The organism is Mycetocola sp. 2940 (assembly GCF_040548835.1).
Taxonomy (GTDB): Bacteria; Actinomycetota; Actinomycetes; order Actinomycetales; family Microbacteriaceae; genus Mycetocola_A.
In genome coordinates this window covers 86108-103192 of the sequence record NZ_JBEPSK010000001.1, presented here as the reverse complement: position 1 = coordinate 103192, position 17085 = coordinate 86108, and the positions used below count along the sequence as shown (strand labels likewise).

General features: G+C 66.6%; 13 protein-coding genes. 4 read left to right on the top strand and 9 right to left on the bottom strand.

Going from position 1 to position 17085, the window contains the following annotated elements:
- Window positions 1-92: 92 nt before the first annotated feature.
- Window positions 93-524: a division/cell wall cluster transcriptional repressor MraZ gene (gene mraZ, locus ABIE24_RS00500; protein ID WP_354495761.1), complete on the bottom strand. Its 432-nt coding sequence runs from the start codon at window positions 522-524 to the stop codon at window positions 93-95.
- Window positions 525-798: 274 nt separating this feature from the next.
- Window positions 799-1185, bottom strand: coding sequence for an SCO2097 family morphological protein (locus ABIE24_RS00495; RefSeq protein WP_354495759.1), 387 nt, complete (start codon window positions 1183-1185; stop codon window positions 799-801).
- A gap of 78 nt (window positions 1186-1263) precedes the next feature.
- Here ABIE24_RS00495 and ABIE24_RS00490 point away from each other — a divergent pair, with 78 nt between their 5' ends.
- Window positions 1264-2358, top strand: coding sequence for a polyprenyl synthetase family protein (locus tag ABIE24_RS00490; protein ID WP_354495757.1), 1095 nt, complete (start codon window positions 1264-1266; stop codon window positions 2356-2358).
- Between the two features lie 13 nt (window positions 2359-2371).
- On the opposite strand, the gene ABIE24_RS00485 is transcribed toward ABIE24_RS00490, so the two are convergent.
- Window positions 2372-2716, bottom strand: a complete 345-nt coding sequence (locus tag ABIE24_RS00485) for an Rv2175c family DNA-binding protein (protein ID WP_354495756.1) — start codon at window positions 2714-2716, stop codon at window positions 2372-2374.
- Window positions 2717-2866: 150 nt separating this feature from the next.
- Here ABIE24_RS00485 and ABIE24_RS00480 point away from each other — a divergent pair, with 150 nt between their 5' ends.
- Both ABIE24_RS00480 and pknB read left to right on the top strand, forming a co-directional pair.
- Complete coding sequence (locus ABIE24_RS00480; protein ID WP_502916217.1) at window positions 2867-3937, top strand: LysM peptidoglycan-binding domain-containing protein; 1071 nt, start codon at window positions 2867-2869, stop codon at window positions 3935-3937.
- Window positions 3938-4066: 129 nt separating this feature from the next.
- A complete protein-coding gene (pknB, locus tag ABIE24_RS00475) occupies window positions 4067-6007 on the top strand; it encodes a Stk1 family PASTA domain-containing Ser/Thr kinase (protein ID WP_354495752.1) in 1941 nt (646 codons plus the stop codon).
- A 596-nt stretch (window positions 6008-6603) separates the two neighbouring features.
- On the opposite strand, the gene ABIE24_RS00470 is transcribed toward pknB, so the two are convergent.
- From ABIE24_RS00470 to ABIE24_RS00460, 3 genes are read right to left on the bottom strand one after another with little or no spacing between them, the layout of a single operon-like run.
- On the bottom strand, window positions 6604-7977 hold the full coding sequence (locus ABIE24_RS00470) for a class II 3-deoxy-7-phosphoheptulonate synthase (RefSeq protein ID WP_354495750.1): 1374 nt from the start codon (window positions 7975-7977) through the stop codon (window positions 6604-6606).
- Window positions 7978-8027: 50 nt separating this feature from the next.
- A complete protein-coding gene (locus ABIE24_RS00465) occupies window positions 8028-8717 on the bottom strand; it encodes a lysophospholipid acyltransferase family protein (RefSeq protein ID WP_354495748.1) in 690 nt (229 codons plus the stop codon).
- 17 nt (window positions 8718-8734) lie between these two features.
- On the bottom strand, window positions 8735-9700 hold the full coding sequence (locus tag ABIE24_RS00460; protein WP_354495747.1) for an ROK family glucokinase: 966 nt from the start codon (window positions 9698-9700) through the stop codon (window positions 8735-8737).
- Window positions 9701-9873: 173 nt separating this feature from the next.
- Between ABIE24_RS00460 and ABIE24_RS00455 the strand changes: the two genes are divergently transcribed.
- The gene (locus ABIE24_RS00455) at window positions 9874-11700 is read left to right on the top strand and encodes an AMP-dependent synthetase/ligase (RefSeq protein ID WP_354495745.1); all 1827 of its coding nucleotides are present in this window, start codon (window positions 9874-9876) and stop codon (window positions 11698-11700) included.
- 71 nt (window positions 11701-11771) lie between these two features.
- On the opposite strand, the gene def is transcribed toward ABIE24_RS00455, so the two are convergent.
- The 3 genes from def to ABIE24_RS00440 form a co-directional block, all read right to left on the bottom strand.
- Window positions 11772-12263, bottom strand: coding sequence for a peptide deformylase (gene def / locus ABIE24_RS00450; RefSeq protein ID WP_354495743.1), 492 nt, complete (start codon window positions 12261-12263; stop codon window positions 11772-11774).
- 25 nt (window positions 12264-12288) lie between these two features.
- Window positions 12289-13560, bottom strand: a complete 1272-nt coding sequence (locus ABIE24_RS00445; protein WP_354495741.1) for a MinD/ParA family ATP-binding protein — start codon at window positions 13558-13560, stop codon at window positions 12289-12291.
- A 67-nt stretch (window positions 13561-13627) separates the two neighbouring features.
- A complete protein-coding gene (locus ABIE24_RS00440) occupies window positions 13628-17035 on the bottom strand; it encodes a pyruvate carboxylase (RefSeq protein WP_354495739.1) in 3408 nt (1135 codons plus the stop codon).
- Window positions 17036-17085: the final 50 nt, after the last annotated feature.

The window sequence follows — 17085 nt, the reverse complement described above, 5'->3', positions numbered from 1 at the left end:
AGGGGCCCTGGGTCCTGATCCCCATCCATTCCGACCTGCCACCGGGGAAGTGTGTCAGGGCGCGTGAACGGCTGGGAGTCAGGGTCCAGGGACTAGAAGAGCCCGGGGATCACCTCCTCGGCGGTGTCAGAGAACACGGCTTCCTGCTCGGCCAGGTAGGCCTCCCAGGCTTCGGTGTCCCAGATCTCGGCGCGGCTCCCCGCGCCGATGACGGTGAGGTCACGGCTGAGGCCGGCATAGCTGCGGAGGGTGGAGGGAACGGTGACCCGGTGCTGCTTGTCGGGCGTCTCGGCGCTGGCGCCGGAGAGGAAGACACGGAGGTAGTCGCGAGCCTGCTTGCTCGTGACGGGGGCCTGGCGGATCTTCTCGTGAAGCGACTCGAACTCGCGGTTACTGAACACGTAGACGCAGTGCTCCTGACCGCGGGTCATGACCACTCCCCCGGCAAGCTCGTCGCGGAATTTCGCCGGGAGGATGATGCGGCCCTTCTCGTCGAGCTTTGGGGCGTACGTACCAAGAAACATCGCAACGCGCCCCCTTTCGCTCCGGCCAACCTCAGGTGTTCTCCACTTTACTCCACTTCACACCACAAATCTACGAAAAAGCCGGTATTGGAGCCTCAACCGACCCCCAGTCCGCGTCAAACCGGGGTGTAAAGGAGTGGAGGGATTTGGAGGGCGCGACAGCGAAAAGGGAGCGCGGCGCGGCTTGATGAGCCCGGACGAGGCCGTTTACGGGCACAAAAAAGGGCCGACCTTCCGGTCGGCCCTCAGTTCAGGGGGGAATGTGGAGAACCGCTTAGCGGTCGTCCTGGCGCTTGTCCCAGCGATCGTTCATGCGATCCATGAACGTGGTCGAGCCCTTCGTCTTGTTGCTTGTCGAAGCCGAAGCGTATCCGCCGCGGTCGCCAGTCTCTTCAGCCCCGGCCTTGCCGGGCGTGATGGCGACGAGAACGCCTGCGAGCATCACTCCGAATCCGAGGATGCCGATGATCGGCTGCTGCAGGACGACACCGAGCACGAGTGCAGCGGCACCGACGATCGTAATAACGCTTCCGAGCGCGATACTTCGATAGGTGGGGCGACCCCGCCGATCTCCGACGGTCGACACGAAGTCGGCGTCGTTCCGGTAGAGGTTGCGCTCCATCTCATCAAGAAGCCGTTGCTCCTGTTCAGACAGTGGCATGATGTTCCCTCCAACTCGGGTGCGACACAGGTCCATCGGACCCGATTCTAGCAATGCTCAGATCACTAGGCTAGCGGTGTGAGTGAAACTGCCAACCTGCACGATCTGGTCCAGTCCCGAATCGATATCTTCCTGGGGTCGCGTGAGTCCATTCTCGCCCAGGTCGGGGCGGATCTCGCGCCATTCTCCGCCTTCTCTCGGGAGTTTCTCAGCGGTGGCAAGCGCTTCCGGGCCAGCTTCTGTTACTGGGGCTGGAACAGCGTTTCGGACGGGCAGTCCGACTCCGACCAGGACCTCGCCGCGGTCGTCTCGGTCGCCGGCGCTCTGGAGATTTTCCACGCCGCCGCACTGATCCACGACGACATCATCGACAACTCCGACACCCGCCGCGGCGCGCCTGCCGCGCACCGGCGATTCGAGTCTCTCCACCGCGATTCAGGGTGGGACGGGAACAGCGACCCGTATGGGCGGGCCGCTGCCATCCTCCTCGGCGACCTTCTCCTCGGCTGGAGCGATGAGCTCCTCGACGAAGGCCTGGCGGCGCTTGCCCCGGAGCTTCGGCTCGCTGCGCGCGCGGAGTTCGTCCGGATGCGCACCGAGGTCACGGCCGGCCAGTACCTCGACATCCTCGAGGAACGAGCCTGGCGCTCGCGCGCCGAGGACGAGCATCTCCTGCGGGCGGAGCAGGTGCTCACCTATAAGTCGGCCAAGTACAGCGTCGAAAGCCCGCTGGTGATCGGCGCGCTGCTCGGCGGCGCGAGCGACGACCAGGTGTCGGTGCTCCGCGCATTCGGGCTTCCCCTCGGCATCGCTTTCCAGCTGCGCGACGATCTGCTCGGTGTTTTCGGGGATGCCGCCGTCACAGGCAAGCCGAGTGGCGACGACCTGCTCGAGGGCAAGCGCACCGTGCTCGTTGCTCTCGCCCGGACGGCGCTCCAGCCGACGGCGAGGCGCATCTTCGATGAACTGCTGGGTGACCCCGATCTCAGCGCCGACCAGGTGTCGTCGCTTCAGGCGACAATTCGGGAATCCGGCGCAGTCGACAAGGTCGAGTCCATGATCGCGCATCACGTCGAAAGCGCAACGACCGCCCTCCGCGGCGCCGACCTCGGCGACGAAGCGACGGCACGGTTGCTGTCACTCGCCGAAGCGGTGACGCGCCGCAGCTACTGACCCGGGCCGTTCCTCAGGCCAGAGCCTGGGCGATCCGGCGCACTTCGGCCTTCCGGCCGGCGCGCAGGGCATCGATCGGGGCGGCGCCGAGGCTCTCCTCCGGGCTCAGCATCCACTCCATGGCCTCGTCGTCCGTGAATCGGGCGTCGGCCAGGACGAAGAGCGTGCCCCTCAGCTCGCTGAGCGGGAGGTTCTCCTCGCCGAGGAAATCGGCGGGAACGCTGAGGACACCGTTCCTCTTGATCGCGAGGAGCTGTCGCTCCTCGATCAGCCGGCGGATCCTGCTCGGGGTGAGGTTGAGTTTCTCGACGAGGTCGGGAATGGTCAGCCACTGTCGGTTTTCATACGCATCTGTCACCGTACGAGTGTGACACGTCGCCTCGGTTCGGCGGAGCCGGTTCTGTGTTTCAGGCGCGTTACGCCAAACCCCATTGGCCACATTGATTGACTCTCGGCGCACCCGTGTGGGACTGTTGGGGTCGATTGACACACGAACGGGGGCCATTTCATGGCGCAACGAACTGCGACGCCGCGCTCCGCGGCTGATGCGCGCCAACGGGCACGCAATCTCACTTTGCCGATCCTGCTGACGGGGTCGCTGGCCGCAAGCATGCACCTCACGATGCCGACCGAAGCCACCGCCGCCCCGCACTCCCCCACGCCGCGGTCCAGCACGCCGGCCCCTGCGCCGCTGGCCCAGGTGGCAGCACCGGCAGCGGTCCAGGCGCCGCCCGCCCAGTACACGGTGGCATCCGGTGACACGGTGAGCACCATCGCGGCCAGGTATGGCCTTGCGACGGCATCCCTGCTGGCCCTCAACGGGCTCAGCTGGTCGAGCCTCATTTTTCCCGGCCAGGTCCTGAACCTGACCGGAGCCACAGCGACCCCCGCCGCGACGCCGGCTCCGTCCCCGCAATCCCCAGCCCCGCAGTCTCCATCCTCACAGTCGAGCTACACGGTCGTCGCAGGCGACACGGTCAGCGGAATCGCCGCCGACCACGGAGTCAGCGTCGCTGCCATTTACGCAGCGAACGGCCTCGGCGCCGCGAGCATCATTTATCCGGGACAGTCCCTCGCCCTTCCCGCCGGGGCCCCCGCGGCATCCGGTTCCGTCTCTCCGCCGGCTCCGGCACCCGCGCCGACACCGCAGGCCACGAACGACGTGGTCACCCCGCTCAGCGCCGAGATGGCGGTGAACGCCAGCATCATCATCACCACCGCTCGGTCACTCGGTGTCGGCGACGAAGCCATCGTCGTGGCACTTGCCGCAGCCGCGCAGGAATCCAGTCTCCGCAACGTCCAGTTCGGCGACCGGGACTCACTGGGTCTCTTCCAGCAGCGCTCCAGCCAGGGCTGGGGCACACCGGAGCAGCTTCTCGACCCGGTGCGGGCGACGACGGCATTCTTCGGCGGGAAAGCGAATCCCAACCCCGGCCTGACCAGGGGACTGCTTGACATCCCGAACTGGACCTCGATGACCGTCACCGACGCCGCACAGGCCGTCCAGAAGTCCGCCCACCCCGGTGAATACGCGAAGTGGGAAACGTCGGCCCGCTCCTGGCTCGGGCAGCTCCGCTGACCCCGACGCCCGAACCACACCCGCGCGGGTGGCCCGTATCTCACAATCCGGTCACAAATATGAAGCCATTGCGCTCTGGTGCGGTGTTTTGCCAGCGTGCATTGCGCCTCGCTCCATAGACTTCCACTCGTGACAACCAGCCAACGCACCGACCCTATGATCGGTCGTCTCATCGACGATCGCTATGAGGTGCGATCGCGGATCGCTCGCGGGGGCATGGCAACCGTCTATCTCGCCACGGATCAACGCCTGGAGCGGCGCGTGGCGATCAAGGTGATGCACGGACACCTCGCCGACGACAGCAACTTCCGCAACCGTTTCGTCCAGGAGGCACGGTCGGCCGCACGCCTGGCCGATCCGCACGTCGTGAGCGTGTTCGACCAGGGCCAGGATTCCGACCTCGCGTACCTCGTCATGGAATACCTGCCGGGCATCACCCTCCGGGATCTCCTCCGTGACCACGGCAAACTGACTCCGCGCCAGGTCGTCGACATCATGGATGCCGTCACCAGCGGACTCGCGGCAGCGCACCGCGCAGGAATCATCCACCGCGACCTCAAGCCCGAGAACGTCCTGCTCGCCGACGACGGCCGGATCAAGATCAGCGACTTCGGGCTCGCCCGTGCCGCCAGCGCGAATACGGCGACCGGCCAGTCGCTTCTCGGAACGATCGCCTACCTCTCCCCCGAACTCGTCACCCGGGGCGTCGCGGACGCGCGGAGCGACATCTACGCGCTCGGCATCATGATGTACGAGATGCTGACCGGCGAACAGCCGTACAAGGGCGAGCAGCCGATGCAGATCGCCTACCAGCACGCCAACGAGTCGGTTCCCCGGCCCAGCGTCGTCACGCCCTCCGTTCCCGACCCGCTCGACGACCTCGTGCTCTGGGCGACGGAAAGGTCTCCTGACGAACGCCCCAGCGACGCCCGCGAACTCCTGGAACGCCTCCGCGAGGTCGAGAAGCAACTCGGGTTCGGTGCTGCGTCAACGGCCCACAATCCCACGATGCTCATGCCGGCCGCTCCGATCAGCGACACCGCCGAATTCACCCAGGCCCTCACCTCGGCGAACATGTCGACCGACCCGGTGGCCCCCGACGACGCGACATCCACCCTCCGGACAGCGACGGCCCGTCGCCGCAAGAAGGGCTGGTGGATTCTCGCCCTCGTCCTGCTGCTTGCCGTCGCATCCGGTGGAACGGGCTGGTATTTCGGCGCCGGCCCTGGCTCCCAGGTGCTCGTGCCCAGCCTGATCAACGCGACGCCGGAAGAGGCGACGGCGACGCTCACGGACCTGGGCCTCGAGGTCGTTCGGGGTGAGGAATACAGCTTCGACGTGGCTACCGGCCTCGTGTCGAGCACCGTTCCCGCCCCCGGCAGCCAGGTCGACCGTGACGCCACCGTGACCGTCAACGTCTCGCTCGGACGGCAGGCCGTCGAGCTGCCGGCCCTGGCGGGAATGCCACAGAGCGAGGTCGAGGTTTTCCTCTCAGACAACCGGCTCACGCTCGGCACCGTCGACCAGCAATTCCACGACGAGGTGGCATCCGGTGCTGTCATCTCCGCCGTCGACCCTGCCTCAGGGACCGACTTCTCCGGCGGCGGCCAGATCCTCCAGGGCGAGACGCTCGACCTGGCTGTCTCGGCGGGTGCGGTGCCCAACGTCGTCGGCCTCACGCCGGACGCCGCGCGTGCCGCGTTCGAGCAGAGCGGGCTGGTCGTCTCGGACGATGTCACCGAGAAGTACAGCGATGACATCGACAAGGGGCTCGTGATCTCCGCCAGCATGCCGGAGGGGACGGTCCGCCCCAACGACACGGTGAAACTCGTCGTGTCCCTGGGCGTCGACCTCGTCGAGGTGCCGGACCTGATCGGCAGCAATGTCGCGGCCGCGAAGAAGACCCTCGAAGACGCCGACTTCGTGGTCGAGGTGGTCAGCGACATCGCCGAACCCAACTGGGGAAGCCCGTTGCTCACCGTTGACTCGACCGACCCGGTCGCCGGGAAGATGCTCAAGCGGGGTTCGACTGTCACCATCACGGCATACCTCTTCGAGGAAGCGCCGTAGGCGGCCCTCTTCAACCGATCGGTGGCATCCGTGTCCGCCGCGGGCAGCCCGATTCGCCACACCTTGTAGCCCGATCGCGATTTCCGCGACGATTCGTGGCAACCCAATCTGCGCAACGACAGTTCGTGGCGACTCGACCCTCGCTTCGCACCTCTCGAACCGACAACCGCGGCGCCGCACCCGTCAGAACGACCGACAGCGCCCGCTCACTGCCAGCAGCCCGATTCACCACACCTCGTCGCCCAATCGCCAGTTCAGCAACCATTCGCGGCAACTCGACCTACGCAACGACGCTTCGCGGCAACTCGCCCCCGGGCGCCGACCAATCGAACCCACGATCGCGGCGTCGAGCCCTTCGGAACGACCGACAGCGCCCGCTCACTGCCAGCAGCCCGATTCACCACACCTCGTCGCCCAATCGCCAGTTCAGCAGCGTTTCCCGGCAACTCGACCTGCGCAAGGACACTTCTTGGCAACTCGACCTGCGCCACGACGCTTCGCGGCAACTCAACCGGCGCGCCCGCTCCCCGATGGTCCACGAGGGCGCAAAAGTAAAGGCGCCGGGGTACTCCCCCGGCGCCTTCTGCGTTGCCGTTCTACTTGCCGAGTTCCTCAGCGACGAGGAACGCCAGCTCGAGGGATTGCATGTGGTTCAGCCGCGGGTCGCAGAGCGACTCGTAGCGGGTGGCGAGGGATGCCTCATCGAGCATCTCCGACCCGCCGAGGCACTCGGTCACGTCATCGCCGGTCAGTTCCACATGGATGCCACCGGGGTGCGTTCCCGCGGCCCGGTGCGCCTCGAAGAACCCCTTGACCTCGTCCACCACGTCGTCGAACCGACGGGTCTTGTACCCGTTCGGAGTCGTGATCCCGTTGCCGTGCATCGGGTCGGTGACCCACAGCGGTGTCGCATCCGACGCCTTGATGGCCTCGAGAAGAGGCGGAAGGGCATCCCGGATCTTGCCCGCGCCCATCCTGGTGATGAAGGTGAGGCGCCCCGGCTCGCGGTGCGGGTCGAGCTTGTCGATGAGGTCGTACATCGCCTCGGGCGTGGTCGATGGCCCGAGCTTCACACCGATCGGGTTCCGCACCCGCGACAGGAAGTCCACGTGGGCACCGTCGAGGTCGCGCGTGCGCTCCCCGATCCAGACAAAGTGAGCCGAGGTGTTGTACGGGGTGCCGGTGCGCGAGTCGATCCGCGTCATCGGGCGTTCGTAATCCATCAGGAGGCTTTCGTGCGCCGTGTAGAACTCGACGCGCTTGAGCTCGTCGAAGTCGGCGCCTGCAGCCTCCATGAAGCGGACGGCCTTGTCGATCTGCCCGGCCAGCTGCTCGTACTGGTGGTTCGCAGGATTCGTTGCGAAGCCCTTGTTCCAGCTGTGCACCTGGCGCAGGTCCGCGAAACCGCCCTGGGTGAAGGCCCGGATCAGGTTGAGCGTCGACGCGGCCATGTGGTAGCCCTGCACGAGCCGGTTCGGGTCCGCCCGGCGAGACTCCGGGGTGAAGTCGTACCCGTTGACGATGTCGCCGCGGTACGCGGGCAGTGTCACATCGCCGCGGGTTTCCGTGTCGCTGGAGCGCGGCTTGGCGAACTGCCCGGCCATCCGGCCCATCTTGATGACGGGCATGGACGCGCCGTAGGTGAGGACGACAGCCATCTGCAGGATCGTCTTGACGCGGTTGCGAATCTGGTCGGCCGTCGCGCCGGCGAAGGTCTCGGCGCAGTCACCGCCCTGCAGGAGGAAGGCGTCACCGCTGGCGGCGCGGGCGAGACGCTCCCGGAGGATGTCCACTTCACCGGCGAACACGAGAGGAGGAAAGGAAGCGATCTGCGCAGACGCCCTGCCCACGGCATCCGGGTCGGGCCATTCGGGCTGCTGCTTGATCGGCAGTTCGCGCCAATAGTCCAAACCGGAAATCACAGAATCATCTGCCAATACCACCGGGTCAGTCACATCTGTCACGAACATTTTCTTTCTCTGAGGGGAACCGGGCACCTGAGAGGGCCCAATTTCCAACCCTACCGCGAAAGAGTTGGTGCCTTTTCCTTGACGCTCGTGGCGTACACGTCGACGTATTCCTGCTTGCTCAGCCGCTGCATCTCGTACATCAGCTCGTCGGTGATCGAGCGGAGAATGAACCGGTCGCCTTCCATGCCTTCGAATCTGCTGAAGTCGAGTGGTTCGCCGATGATGATCCCAATCCGGCGGACGCGGGGAAGCCGCGTACCGATCGGCATCATCTTTTCGGTGTCGATCATGGCGATGGGAACGATGGGGACGCCGGCCTCGAGCACCATGCGGGCCACACCGGTCCTGCCGCGGTACATTTTGCCGTCGGGGCTTCGCGTGCCCTCCGGATAGATGCCGAGCAGGTCGCCGCCGCCGAGAACGCGGAGCCCGGTGAGGAGGGAGGCCTCGGACGCTTTGCCGCCGGAGCGGTCGATCGGCAGCTGCCCGGTCATCTTCATGAAGACCCGGGTGACCCAGCCCTTGAGGCCCTTGCCGGTGAAATATTCGCTCTTCGCGAGAAACGAGATCCGCCGGTCGAGGTAAAGCGGCAGGAACACCGAGTCGATGACCGAGAGGTGGTTGGAGGCGATGATCGCACCGCCGGTTTTGGGGATGTTCTCCTGGCCGACCACCCACGGGCGGAACAGTGTTTTCAGCAGCGGTCCCGCCACCAGGTACTTCATGAACCAATAGAACATCGTCGTCCCAGTATCCTCTATGCCCGGCTGCCGGGAAGGGTTCGACGTGCGGAGACCCTGGCGAGGTCCGCGGCCCCGACGACGCCGGCATCGTTGACGAGTTCAGCGATGCGGAACTCGGGTTCGGGGTGGTATCCCCGCGCCGGCAGGTGTTCGAGGTAGGAGTGGCGGATCGATTCGAGCAGCAGCTCGCCGACCTGGGCGACTCCCCCGCCGAAGACGAACAGCTGCGGGTCGAGCACGGCTGAAAGCGACGCGCAACCCTGGCCGAGCCAGATGCCGAGTTGCCGGAGCGCGGCGATGGCTCCGCCGTCCCCCTCGCTGATGAGTTCGGACACGTCGTGCCCGGTGAGGATGCCGGCACGGTTACGTCGTTCGGCCAGGGCCTGGCCGATTCCACCCGCGTCTGCGAATTCGTTGGCCATCCGGAGGAGGGCGCGGCCGGAGGCATACTGTTCGAGGCAGCCGTGCTGGCCGCAGCCGCATGGGAGGCCGTCGGGCACGAGGCGGAGATGACCGAGTTCGGCACCGGCGCCGAATCCGCCGCGGAACAGCCGGTCTTCGGTGACGAACGCCCCTCCGACACCCGTCCCGATGGTGAGCATCACCATGTCGCTGACGAGCCGGCCGGCGCCGAACCGGAACTCGGCCCAGCCGGCCGCGTTGGCGTCGTTCTCGATGATGATCGGCAGGTCGATGCGCGCGGACAGCCGCGACTGGAACGGCTCGTTCCGCCAGTTGATGTTGGGCGCGTAATACACGGTCGACTGGGCGGCGTCGATGAATCCGGCGGCGGCCACACCCACGCCCTCGACCTGCCGACCGGATGCCAGCCGGGTCACCATCTCGACGACCGCGTCCTCGATCAGCTGCGTCGAGCCCGTCGGAGTCGCGACACGCGCCTCATCGACGATGGACCCTTCTTCGTCGACGAGGGCGCCGGCGATTTTGGTCCCGCCGATGTCGATGCCAATGGCGTGCACGTGGAAGAACCTCCGGGGCGGGGACGGTGAGCAGTCGAAAGCCACAACAATGATCCTCGCGGCCCGAATCAGTTTAGTGATCCGCGCCAACAGCCGCCATTGTCAGGCTGCCAGAAGCCGACTGACCCCTAGAGTAGACGTATCGTGGCCCCTCAGGTACCAAAGGAGTTACCGTGGAACAGTTTGAAGTCCCCGCCGTCGTCCCGGCCGATCCGAACGCGAACGCGACCGACCTTCTTGTGGAACGAGTGAAGCTCACTCCGAACTCTGCCCTGTTCGCCATCCCCCGCGGCGCCGGCTGGGAAGATGTGTCCGCCGCCGAATTCCACCGCCAGGTCGTCGCCCTGTCGAAGGGGCTCGTCGCCGCCGGCATCGAGCCCGGCGACAAGATCGGGCTCATGGCCAAAACCAGCTACGAATGGTCGCTCATCGACTTCGCGACCTGGTTCGCGGGTGCGATCCTCGTCCCCATCTACGAGACCAGCGCACCCAGCCAGGTGCACTGGAACATGACCGACTCCGGTGCCGTCGCCGCCATTGTCGAGACCGCCGACCACTTCGCCCGGTTCGACGAGGTCCACCCGGATCTCCCGCTCGTCCGGAAGGTCTGGCAGATCGACCTCGGCGACCTCGACAAGCTGGCAGCGAGCGGAACCGGGGTTTCCGATCAGGAGATCGAACGTCGCCGCAACCTTGCGGTCGGTTCCGACATGGCGACGCTGATTTACACGTCGGGGTCGACCGGCAAGCCGAAGGGCTGCGTCATCACGCACTCCAACTTCGTGGAGCTGACTCGCAACTCGGCTGTCGCGTTGGGTGAGGTCGTCGACGGACCGGGCGGAGCATCCACGCTTCTCTTCATCACCCTCGCGCACATCTTCGCGCGGTTCATCTCTGTACTCAACGTGCACGCGGGCGTGAAGACGGGTCACCAGCCCGACACGAAGCAGCTGCTGCCGTCGCTCGGATCCTTCAAACCCACGTACCTGCTCGCCGTGCCACGCGTGTTCGAGAAGGTCTACAACTCCGCTGAGCAGAAGGCCGAAGCGGGCGGCAAGGGAAAGATCTTCCGCAAGGCCGCCGACGTGGCCGTCGCCCACTCGATCGCGAAGCAGAAGGGCGCCTCGATCCCGCTCGGACTGAAACTCCAGTTCGCGCTGTTCGACAGGCTCGTCTACGGCAAGTTGCGCACCGCCATGGGCGGCCACGTCGTCTACGCCGTCTCAGGTTCCGCCCCGCTGGGCCCCCGGCTCGGGCACTTCTTCCACAGCCTCGGCATCGAGATCCTCGAGGGCTACGGCCTCACCGAGACCACGGCACCGGCGTCGGTGGGCCGCCCAGGCAAGACCCCGATCGGCACCGTCGGTCCGGCGATGCCCGGCGTCGCGATCCGGATCCTCGACGACGGTGAGATCGAGGTGAAGGGGATCAACGTCTTCAAGGAGTACTGGAAGAACGCGGATGCCACGGCTGCATCGTTCCACGACGGCTGGTTCCGCACCGGTGATCTCGGTTCGTTCGATGCGGAGGGTAACCTCACCATCACCGGGCGCAAGAAGGAGATCATCGTCACGGCGGCCGGAAAGAATGTCGCCCCGGCCGCGCTCGAGGACCCGATCCGCGCCAACCCGGTGGTGGGACAGGTCGTCGCCGTCGGTGACCAGCGCCCGTTCATCTCGGCGCTGATCACCCTTGACCCGGAGATGCTTCCGACCTGGCTGGGGAACAATGGCCAGGAGACGAATCTCACCCTCGACCAGGCGGCGAAGAACCCGGCCGTCCTCGCCGAAATCCAGCGGGCCATCGACGCGGCGAACGCCAGGGTTTCCCGCGCCGAATCGATTCGCAAGTTCGTCATCCTTCCCACCGAGTTCACCGAGGCCAGCGGGCACCTGACGCCGAAGATGAGCATCAAGCGCCATGTCATCCTCGCGGACTTCGCCGGCGAGATCGACAAGCTGTACGCTGACGCGCCGACCCAGGGCATCCCCCTGGGCTGAGCCGAAACGATGACGGCCGGTCCCTCTCGATAGAGTGGGACCGGCCGTTTCTTCGTGCCGGACGAAGCCGGCTAGAACCAGTCGCTTTCGCGGATCTCCTTCATGGCTGCGCGACGATTCTCCTTGTCGAGCCGGTCGAGGTACAGCAGGCCGTCGAGGTGGTCGATCTCGTGCTGCAGCGCCTGGGCCAGCAGTCCTGTACCGCTCAGCTCCACGGGTTCTCCGTCGAGGTCGTTCCCTGTGACGCGCACGAACGGGTAGCGAGGGGTCGGGTACCAGAGCCCGGGCACCGAGAGGCAGCCTTCATCGACCGGCTCCTTCTCGCCCTTCGTCTCCACGAGAACCGGATTGAGGATGTAGCCGATGTCACCGTCGATGTTGTAGCTGAAGGCCCGCAGGTTCACCCCGATCTGGCTGGCGGCGACGCCGGCGCGGCCCGGAGGCGTCACGCTGTCGATCAGGTCGTGAACGAGGCCCCGGATGCCGTCGTCGATGGTGTCGATCGGTTCGGACGCGGTCTTGAGGACCGGGTCTCCGAAGATGCGGATCTGTCGTTCTGTCACTGGTGTCTTTCGGTCGGGGCGATGGTCATCGACGTCGAGAGGGCAAACCCTCGACGACGTGTGCGGCGAGAATGCGGGCAGCGTGCCGCGTCACCGGGCGGAGGTTGTGGAAGTCGATGGCGGCGCCCGCGGCGAGTTGCGGGTCGTACGGGATGCGAACGATCTCACGCACGCGGGATTTGAAGTGGCTCTCGATCTCATCGAGGCGCACCATGTGCGCGCCCTGGGTTGCCGTGTTGAGGGCGACGACGGAGTTTGCCACGAGGTGCTCGTACCCGTTCTGCTCCAGCCAGGTCAGGGTCTCGGATGCCAGGCGGGCCTCGTCGACACTCGAACCGGAGACGATGACGACGGAGTCGGCGAGCCCCAGGGTCGCACGCATGACGGAGTGCACGATGCCTGTGCCGCAGTCGGTGAGCACGAAGGAGTAGTACCGGGCGGCCAGTTCGGCCACCGTCGTGTAGTCGTCTTCGTTGAACGCTTCGGCCAGGTGCGGGTCGGTGTCGGATGCGAGAACGTCGAGCCGGGTCGAGTCGCGGGCGACGTGCTTCGAGAACTCGGTGTATCCGGTGATGGCGTCGACGTCGCGGACGATGTCGCGAACGGTGTAATCGGTGTGCTGTGCGATCCGTTCGGAGAGGGTTCCCCGGTCGGGATTCGCGTCGATGGCGATCGTCCTGTCCTCGCGGGCGTCGGCGAGAGCCATCCCGAGAAGTGCCGTCACCGTCGTCTTGCCGACCCCGCCCTTGCGGGTGAGGACCGGAACGAACCGAGCTCCTCCGTTCACCGGGCGACGGATGCGGCGGTCGAGTTCCTTGCGTGCGGTCGCGGCCGCTGAGTCGCCGAGGTTCACGCGGTGGAAGGTCGTGTTGTACACGAATCGCTGCCAGCGGCCCTCCGGCGCGACCTGGGCTCCCGGCATCCCGTCGAGGAGCCGTTCGCTCGTCAGCAGGGCCGACGTCTCCGGCGCCCCGGTGGCGTACCGTGTCGCGCTGATCCCGGCCGGTGCATCCTGGGTCGGAACGGTGGCAACGGGTTCCACGACCTCGACGGAGCGTGTGGACGGCGGGTCGGCGGCCAGGGTGTCCGGGTTCACGGGGACGTCGTCGATGGCCACGGCGCGTTCGTCCTCAGGTATGTCGTGGATCGGCGACGCCGGGAGCTGGACGGTCACTCTCGGTGTTTCTCCGACGACGTCGATCGCCGCCGTGTCGACGTGAATGTTCTCGAGCTTGGGTGCGACGACGTCGTCACTGGTGTGACGCGCGGATCCGCCGTCTGATCTGGTAGGAGCCATGAGACTACCCCCTTCGTTCGGGTTCGACCTCAAGCTTAGGCGGCAGTCGCGAAATCGCGAGCATTCCTCACTCTTCCGGGTGGACCACGACGAGGAGGTCCCCGGCTTCGACCTGCTGGGTGGTCGGGATGGCGAGTCGCTGGACACGTCCGGTGACCGCCGACGTAATGCCCGCCTCCATCTTCATCGCCTCGATGGATGCGACGGCGTCTCCCGCCTCCACGAGGTCACCTTCCTGCACCTTCAGGGTGACGACACCCGAGAATGGTGCGGCGACCTGGCCGGGCTTCGACGTATCGGCCTTCTCGACCACCTTGGTCTCCACCTTGATGCTCGTGTCGCGGATGAACACCGGTCGCAGCTGCCCGTTGAGGGTGGTCATGACGGTGCGCATGCCCTTGTCGTCCGGCTCGCCGATCGCTTCGAGGCCCGCGTAGAGGCGCACGCCCTTGGCGATCTCGATGACATGCTCGGCGCCCGGTTCGAGCCCGTAGAGGTAATCGATCGTGTCGACGACGGAGAGGTCGCCGTAGGCCTCACGGACCGACTCGAACTGCTTCGTCGGCCCGGCGAAGAGCAGCCGGTTGAGGGTGGCCCGTCGGTCGAGCGACGTGCCGTCGAGGAGCTTCTGGTCGTCGTCACTGAGCGGCGAGACCTCGATGTTGATGTTCCTGCCCGCGAGTACCTTGCTGCGGAAAGGCTCCGGCCAGCCGCCGGGCAGGTCGCCGAGCTCGCCGGCCATGAAGCCGACGACGGAGTCCGGGACGTCGTACTTCTCCGGGTTCTCGGCGAAGTCGGCCGGGTCGGCCCGAACAGCCGCGAGGTAGAGGGCGAGGTCACCGACGACCTTCGACGACGGCGTGACCTTCGGCACGCGGCCGAGGATGTTGTTCGCCGCGGCGTACATGTCCTCGATCAGTTCGAAGTGGTCGGCGAGGCCCAGCGCGATGGCCTGCTGGCGCAGGTTCGACAGCTGCCCACCCGGGATCTCGTGGCGGTACACGCGTCCGGTGGGGCCGGGCAGGCCTGACTCGAACGGCTTGTAGATGTGGCGGACGGCTTCCCAGTACGGCTCGAGGTCGGTGACGGCCTGGAGCGAGAGCCCGGTGTCGCGTTCGGTGTGGGCGAGAGCGGCGACGAGGGCGGATGCCGACGGCTGGCTGGTCGTGCCGGACATCGGTGCGCTGGCCACGTCGACCGCGTCCGCTCCGGCCTGGGACGCCGCGAGAAGTGTCGCCAGCTGGCCGCCGGCGGTGTCGTGGGTGTGCACGTGCACGGGCAGGTCGAAGCGGTCGCGGAACGCCGACACGAGCCGGGCCGCGGCGGCCGGGCGCAGCAGCCCCGCCATGTCCTTGATCGCGAGAATGTGCGCGCCCGACGAGACGATCTCGTCGGCAAGTCTCAGGTAGTAGTCGAGGGTGTAGAGGTTCTCGCTCGGGTCGAGGAGGTCACCGGTGTAGCAGACGGCCACCTCGGCGACGGTGGTGCCTGTGGCGAGCACGGCGTCGATGGCCGGGCGCATCTGGCTCACGTCGTTGAGGGCGTCGAAGATGCGGAAGATGTCGACGCCGCTGTCTGCTGCCTCGCGGACGAAGGCATCCGTCACCGCTGTCGGGTACGGCGTGTACCCGACCGTGTTCCGGCCGCGGAGCAGCATCTGGATGTTGATGTTCGGCAGCGCCTCGCGCAGGCTCGACAGCCGCTCCCAGGGGTCTTCGCCGAGGAACCGGAGGGCGACATCGTAGGTGGCGCCGCCCCATGCCTCGACCGAGAGAAGCTCGGGGGTCAGCCGGGCGACGTGCGGCGCGGCGGCGAGCAGGTCACGCGTGCGGACCCGGGTGGCGAGGAGGGACTGGTGCGCGTCGCGGAACGTGGTCTCGGTGACGGCGAGGGCAGTCTGCTCCCGGAGCGCGCGGGCGAAGCCCTGCGGGCCGAGCTCGAGCAGCCGCTGGCGCGCGCCGGCCGGGGCCGGCAGGCTCAGGTCGATCGCCGGGAGCTTCTCGGCGGGGTGGAAGTTGGTCGGGCGCGGACCGTTCGGCTGGTTCACCGTGACGTCGGCGAGCCAGTTCATGATCTTCGTCCCGCGGTCCTTCGAGACCCGGCCGCGCACCAGCTCGGGGCGTTCGTCGATGAAGGAGGTGCTGAGGTCGCCGGCGACGAAGGAAGGGTCCTCGAGCACGGACTGGAGGAAGGAGATGTTGGTGGAGACCCCGCGGATCCGGAACTCGGCCAGGCCGCGCTTGGCACGCGCGACGGCCGCGGGGAAGTCGCGTCCGCGGCAGGTCATCTTGGCGAGCATTGAGTCGAAGTGCGGGCTGATCTGCGCACCGGGGTTGATGGTTCCACCGTCGAGGCGGATGCCGCCGCCGCCCGGTGACCGGTAGGTGGTGATCTTTCCGGTGTCAGGGCGGAAGTTCTGCGCCGGGTCCTCGGTCGTGATCCGGCACTGGAGCGCGGCCCCGTGCAGGTGGATCTGGTCCTGGGTGAGCCGGAGGTCGGCGAGGCTCTCCCCCGCCGCGATGCGGATCTGAGCCTGGACGAGGTCGACGTCGGTGACTTCCTCGGTGACGGTGTGCTCGACCTGGATCCGCGGGTTCATTTCGATGAAGACGTGCTTGCCGGCGTTGGCGCCGGCGGTGTCCAGCAGGAACTCGACGGTCCCGGCGTTGACGTAGCCGATCGACCGGGCGAACGCGATGGCGTCACGGTACAGGTTGGCGCGGAGCTCGTCGCTGATGTTCGGCGCCGGTGCGATCTCGACGACCTTCTGGTTGCGGCGCTGCACGGAGCAGTCCCGCTCGAACAGGTGCACGGTTTCGCCGCCCTTGTCGGCAAGGATCTGCACTTCGATGTGCCGCGGGCGGATAACCGCCTGCTCGAGGAACATGGTGGGGTCGCCGAAGGCACTGTCCGCCTCGCGCATCGCCTCGGCCAGCGCCGGAGCGAGCTCGTCCTTGGTGGCGACGCGTCGCATCCCGCGCCCGCCGCCGCCGGCGACGGCTTTGGCGAAGAGGGGGAATCCGACGGCGTCGGCGCCGGCCAGAAGCTCGTCGATGTCGCGGGATGCCGGGGTGGAGGCGAGAACCGGAACGCCGGCTTCGATCGCGTGGGTCTTCGCGGTGACTTTGTTGCCGGCCATCTTGAGCACGTTCGAGGTTGGTCCGATGAAGGTGATGCCGTTCGCGGCAGCCTGCTCGGCGAGATCGGGGTTCTCCGAGAGGAAGCCGTAGCCGGGGTAGATGGCATCCGAACCGGATTCGATCGCGACGCGGATGATCTCTGCGACATCCAGGTAGGCCCGGACCGGGTGACCGGGTTCGCCGATCTGGTATGCCTCGTCTGCCTTCAGCCGGTGCATGGAGTTGCGGTCTTCGAACGGGAAGACGGCGACGGTTTTTGCGCCGAGTTCGTAAGCGGCGCGGAACGCGCGAATGGCGATTTCGCCTCGGTTGGCAACGAGAATTTTGTTGAACATGCAGACCTCTCTGGCAACACGGCGCACAGGGAACAGTTAGGTTCTGCAAG

What these genes read in the sequence shown, in the direction of transcription:
- ABIE24_RS00480 (WP_502916217.1), top strand. Translation starts at nt 2,867, where the DNA reads ATGGCGCAACGAACTGCGACGCCGCGCTCCGCGGCTGATGCGCGCCAA.
- ABIE24_RS00470 (WP_354495750.1), bottom strand. Translation starts at nt 7,977, where the DNA reads ATGTTCGTGACAGATGTGACTGACCCGGTGGTATTGGCAGATGATTCT.
- ABIE24_RS00440 (WP_354495739.1), bottom strand. Translation starts at nt 17,035, where the DNA reads ATGTTCAACAAAATTCTCGTTGCCAACCGAGGCGAAATCGCCATTCGC.
- ABIE24_RS00445 (WP_354495741.1), bottom strand. Translation starts at nt 13,560, where the DNA reads ATGGCTCCTACCAGATCAGACGGCGGATCCGCGCGTCACACCAGTGAC.
- ABIE24_RS00495 (WP_354495759.1), bottom strand. Translation starts at nt 1,185, where the DNA reads ATGCCACTGTCTGAACAGGAGCAACGGCTTCTTGATGAGATGGAGCGC.
- ABIE24_RS00465 (WP_354495748.1), bottom strand. Translation starts at nt 8,717, where the DNA reads ATGTTCTATTGGTTCATGAAGTACCTGGTGGCGGGACCGCTGCTGAAA.
- mraZ (WP_354495761.1), bottom strand. Translation starts at nt 524, where the DNA reads ATGTTTCTTGGTACGTACGCCCCAAAGCTCGACGAGAAGGGCCGCATC.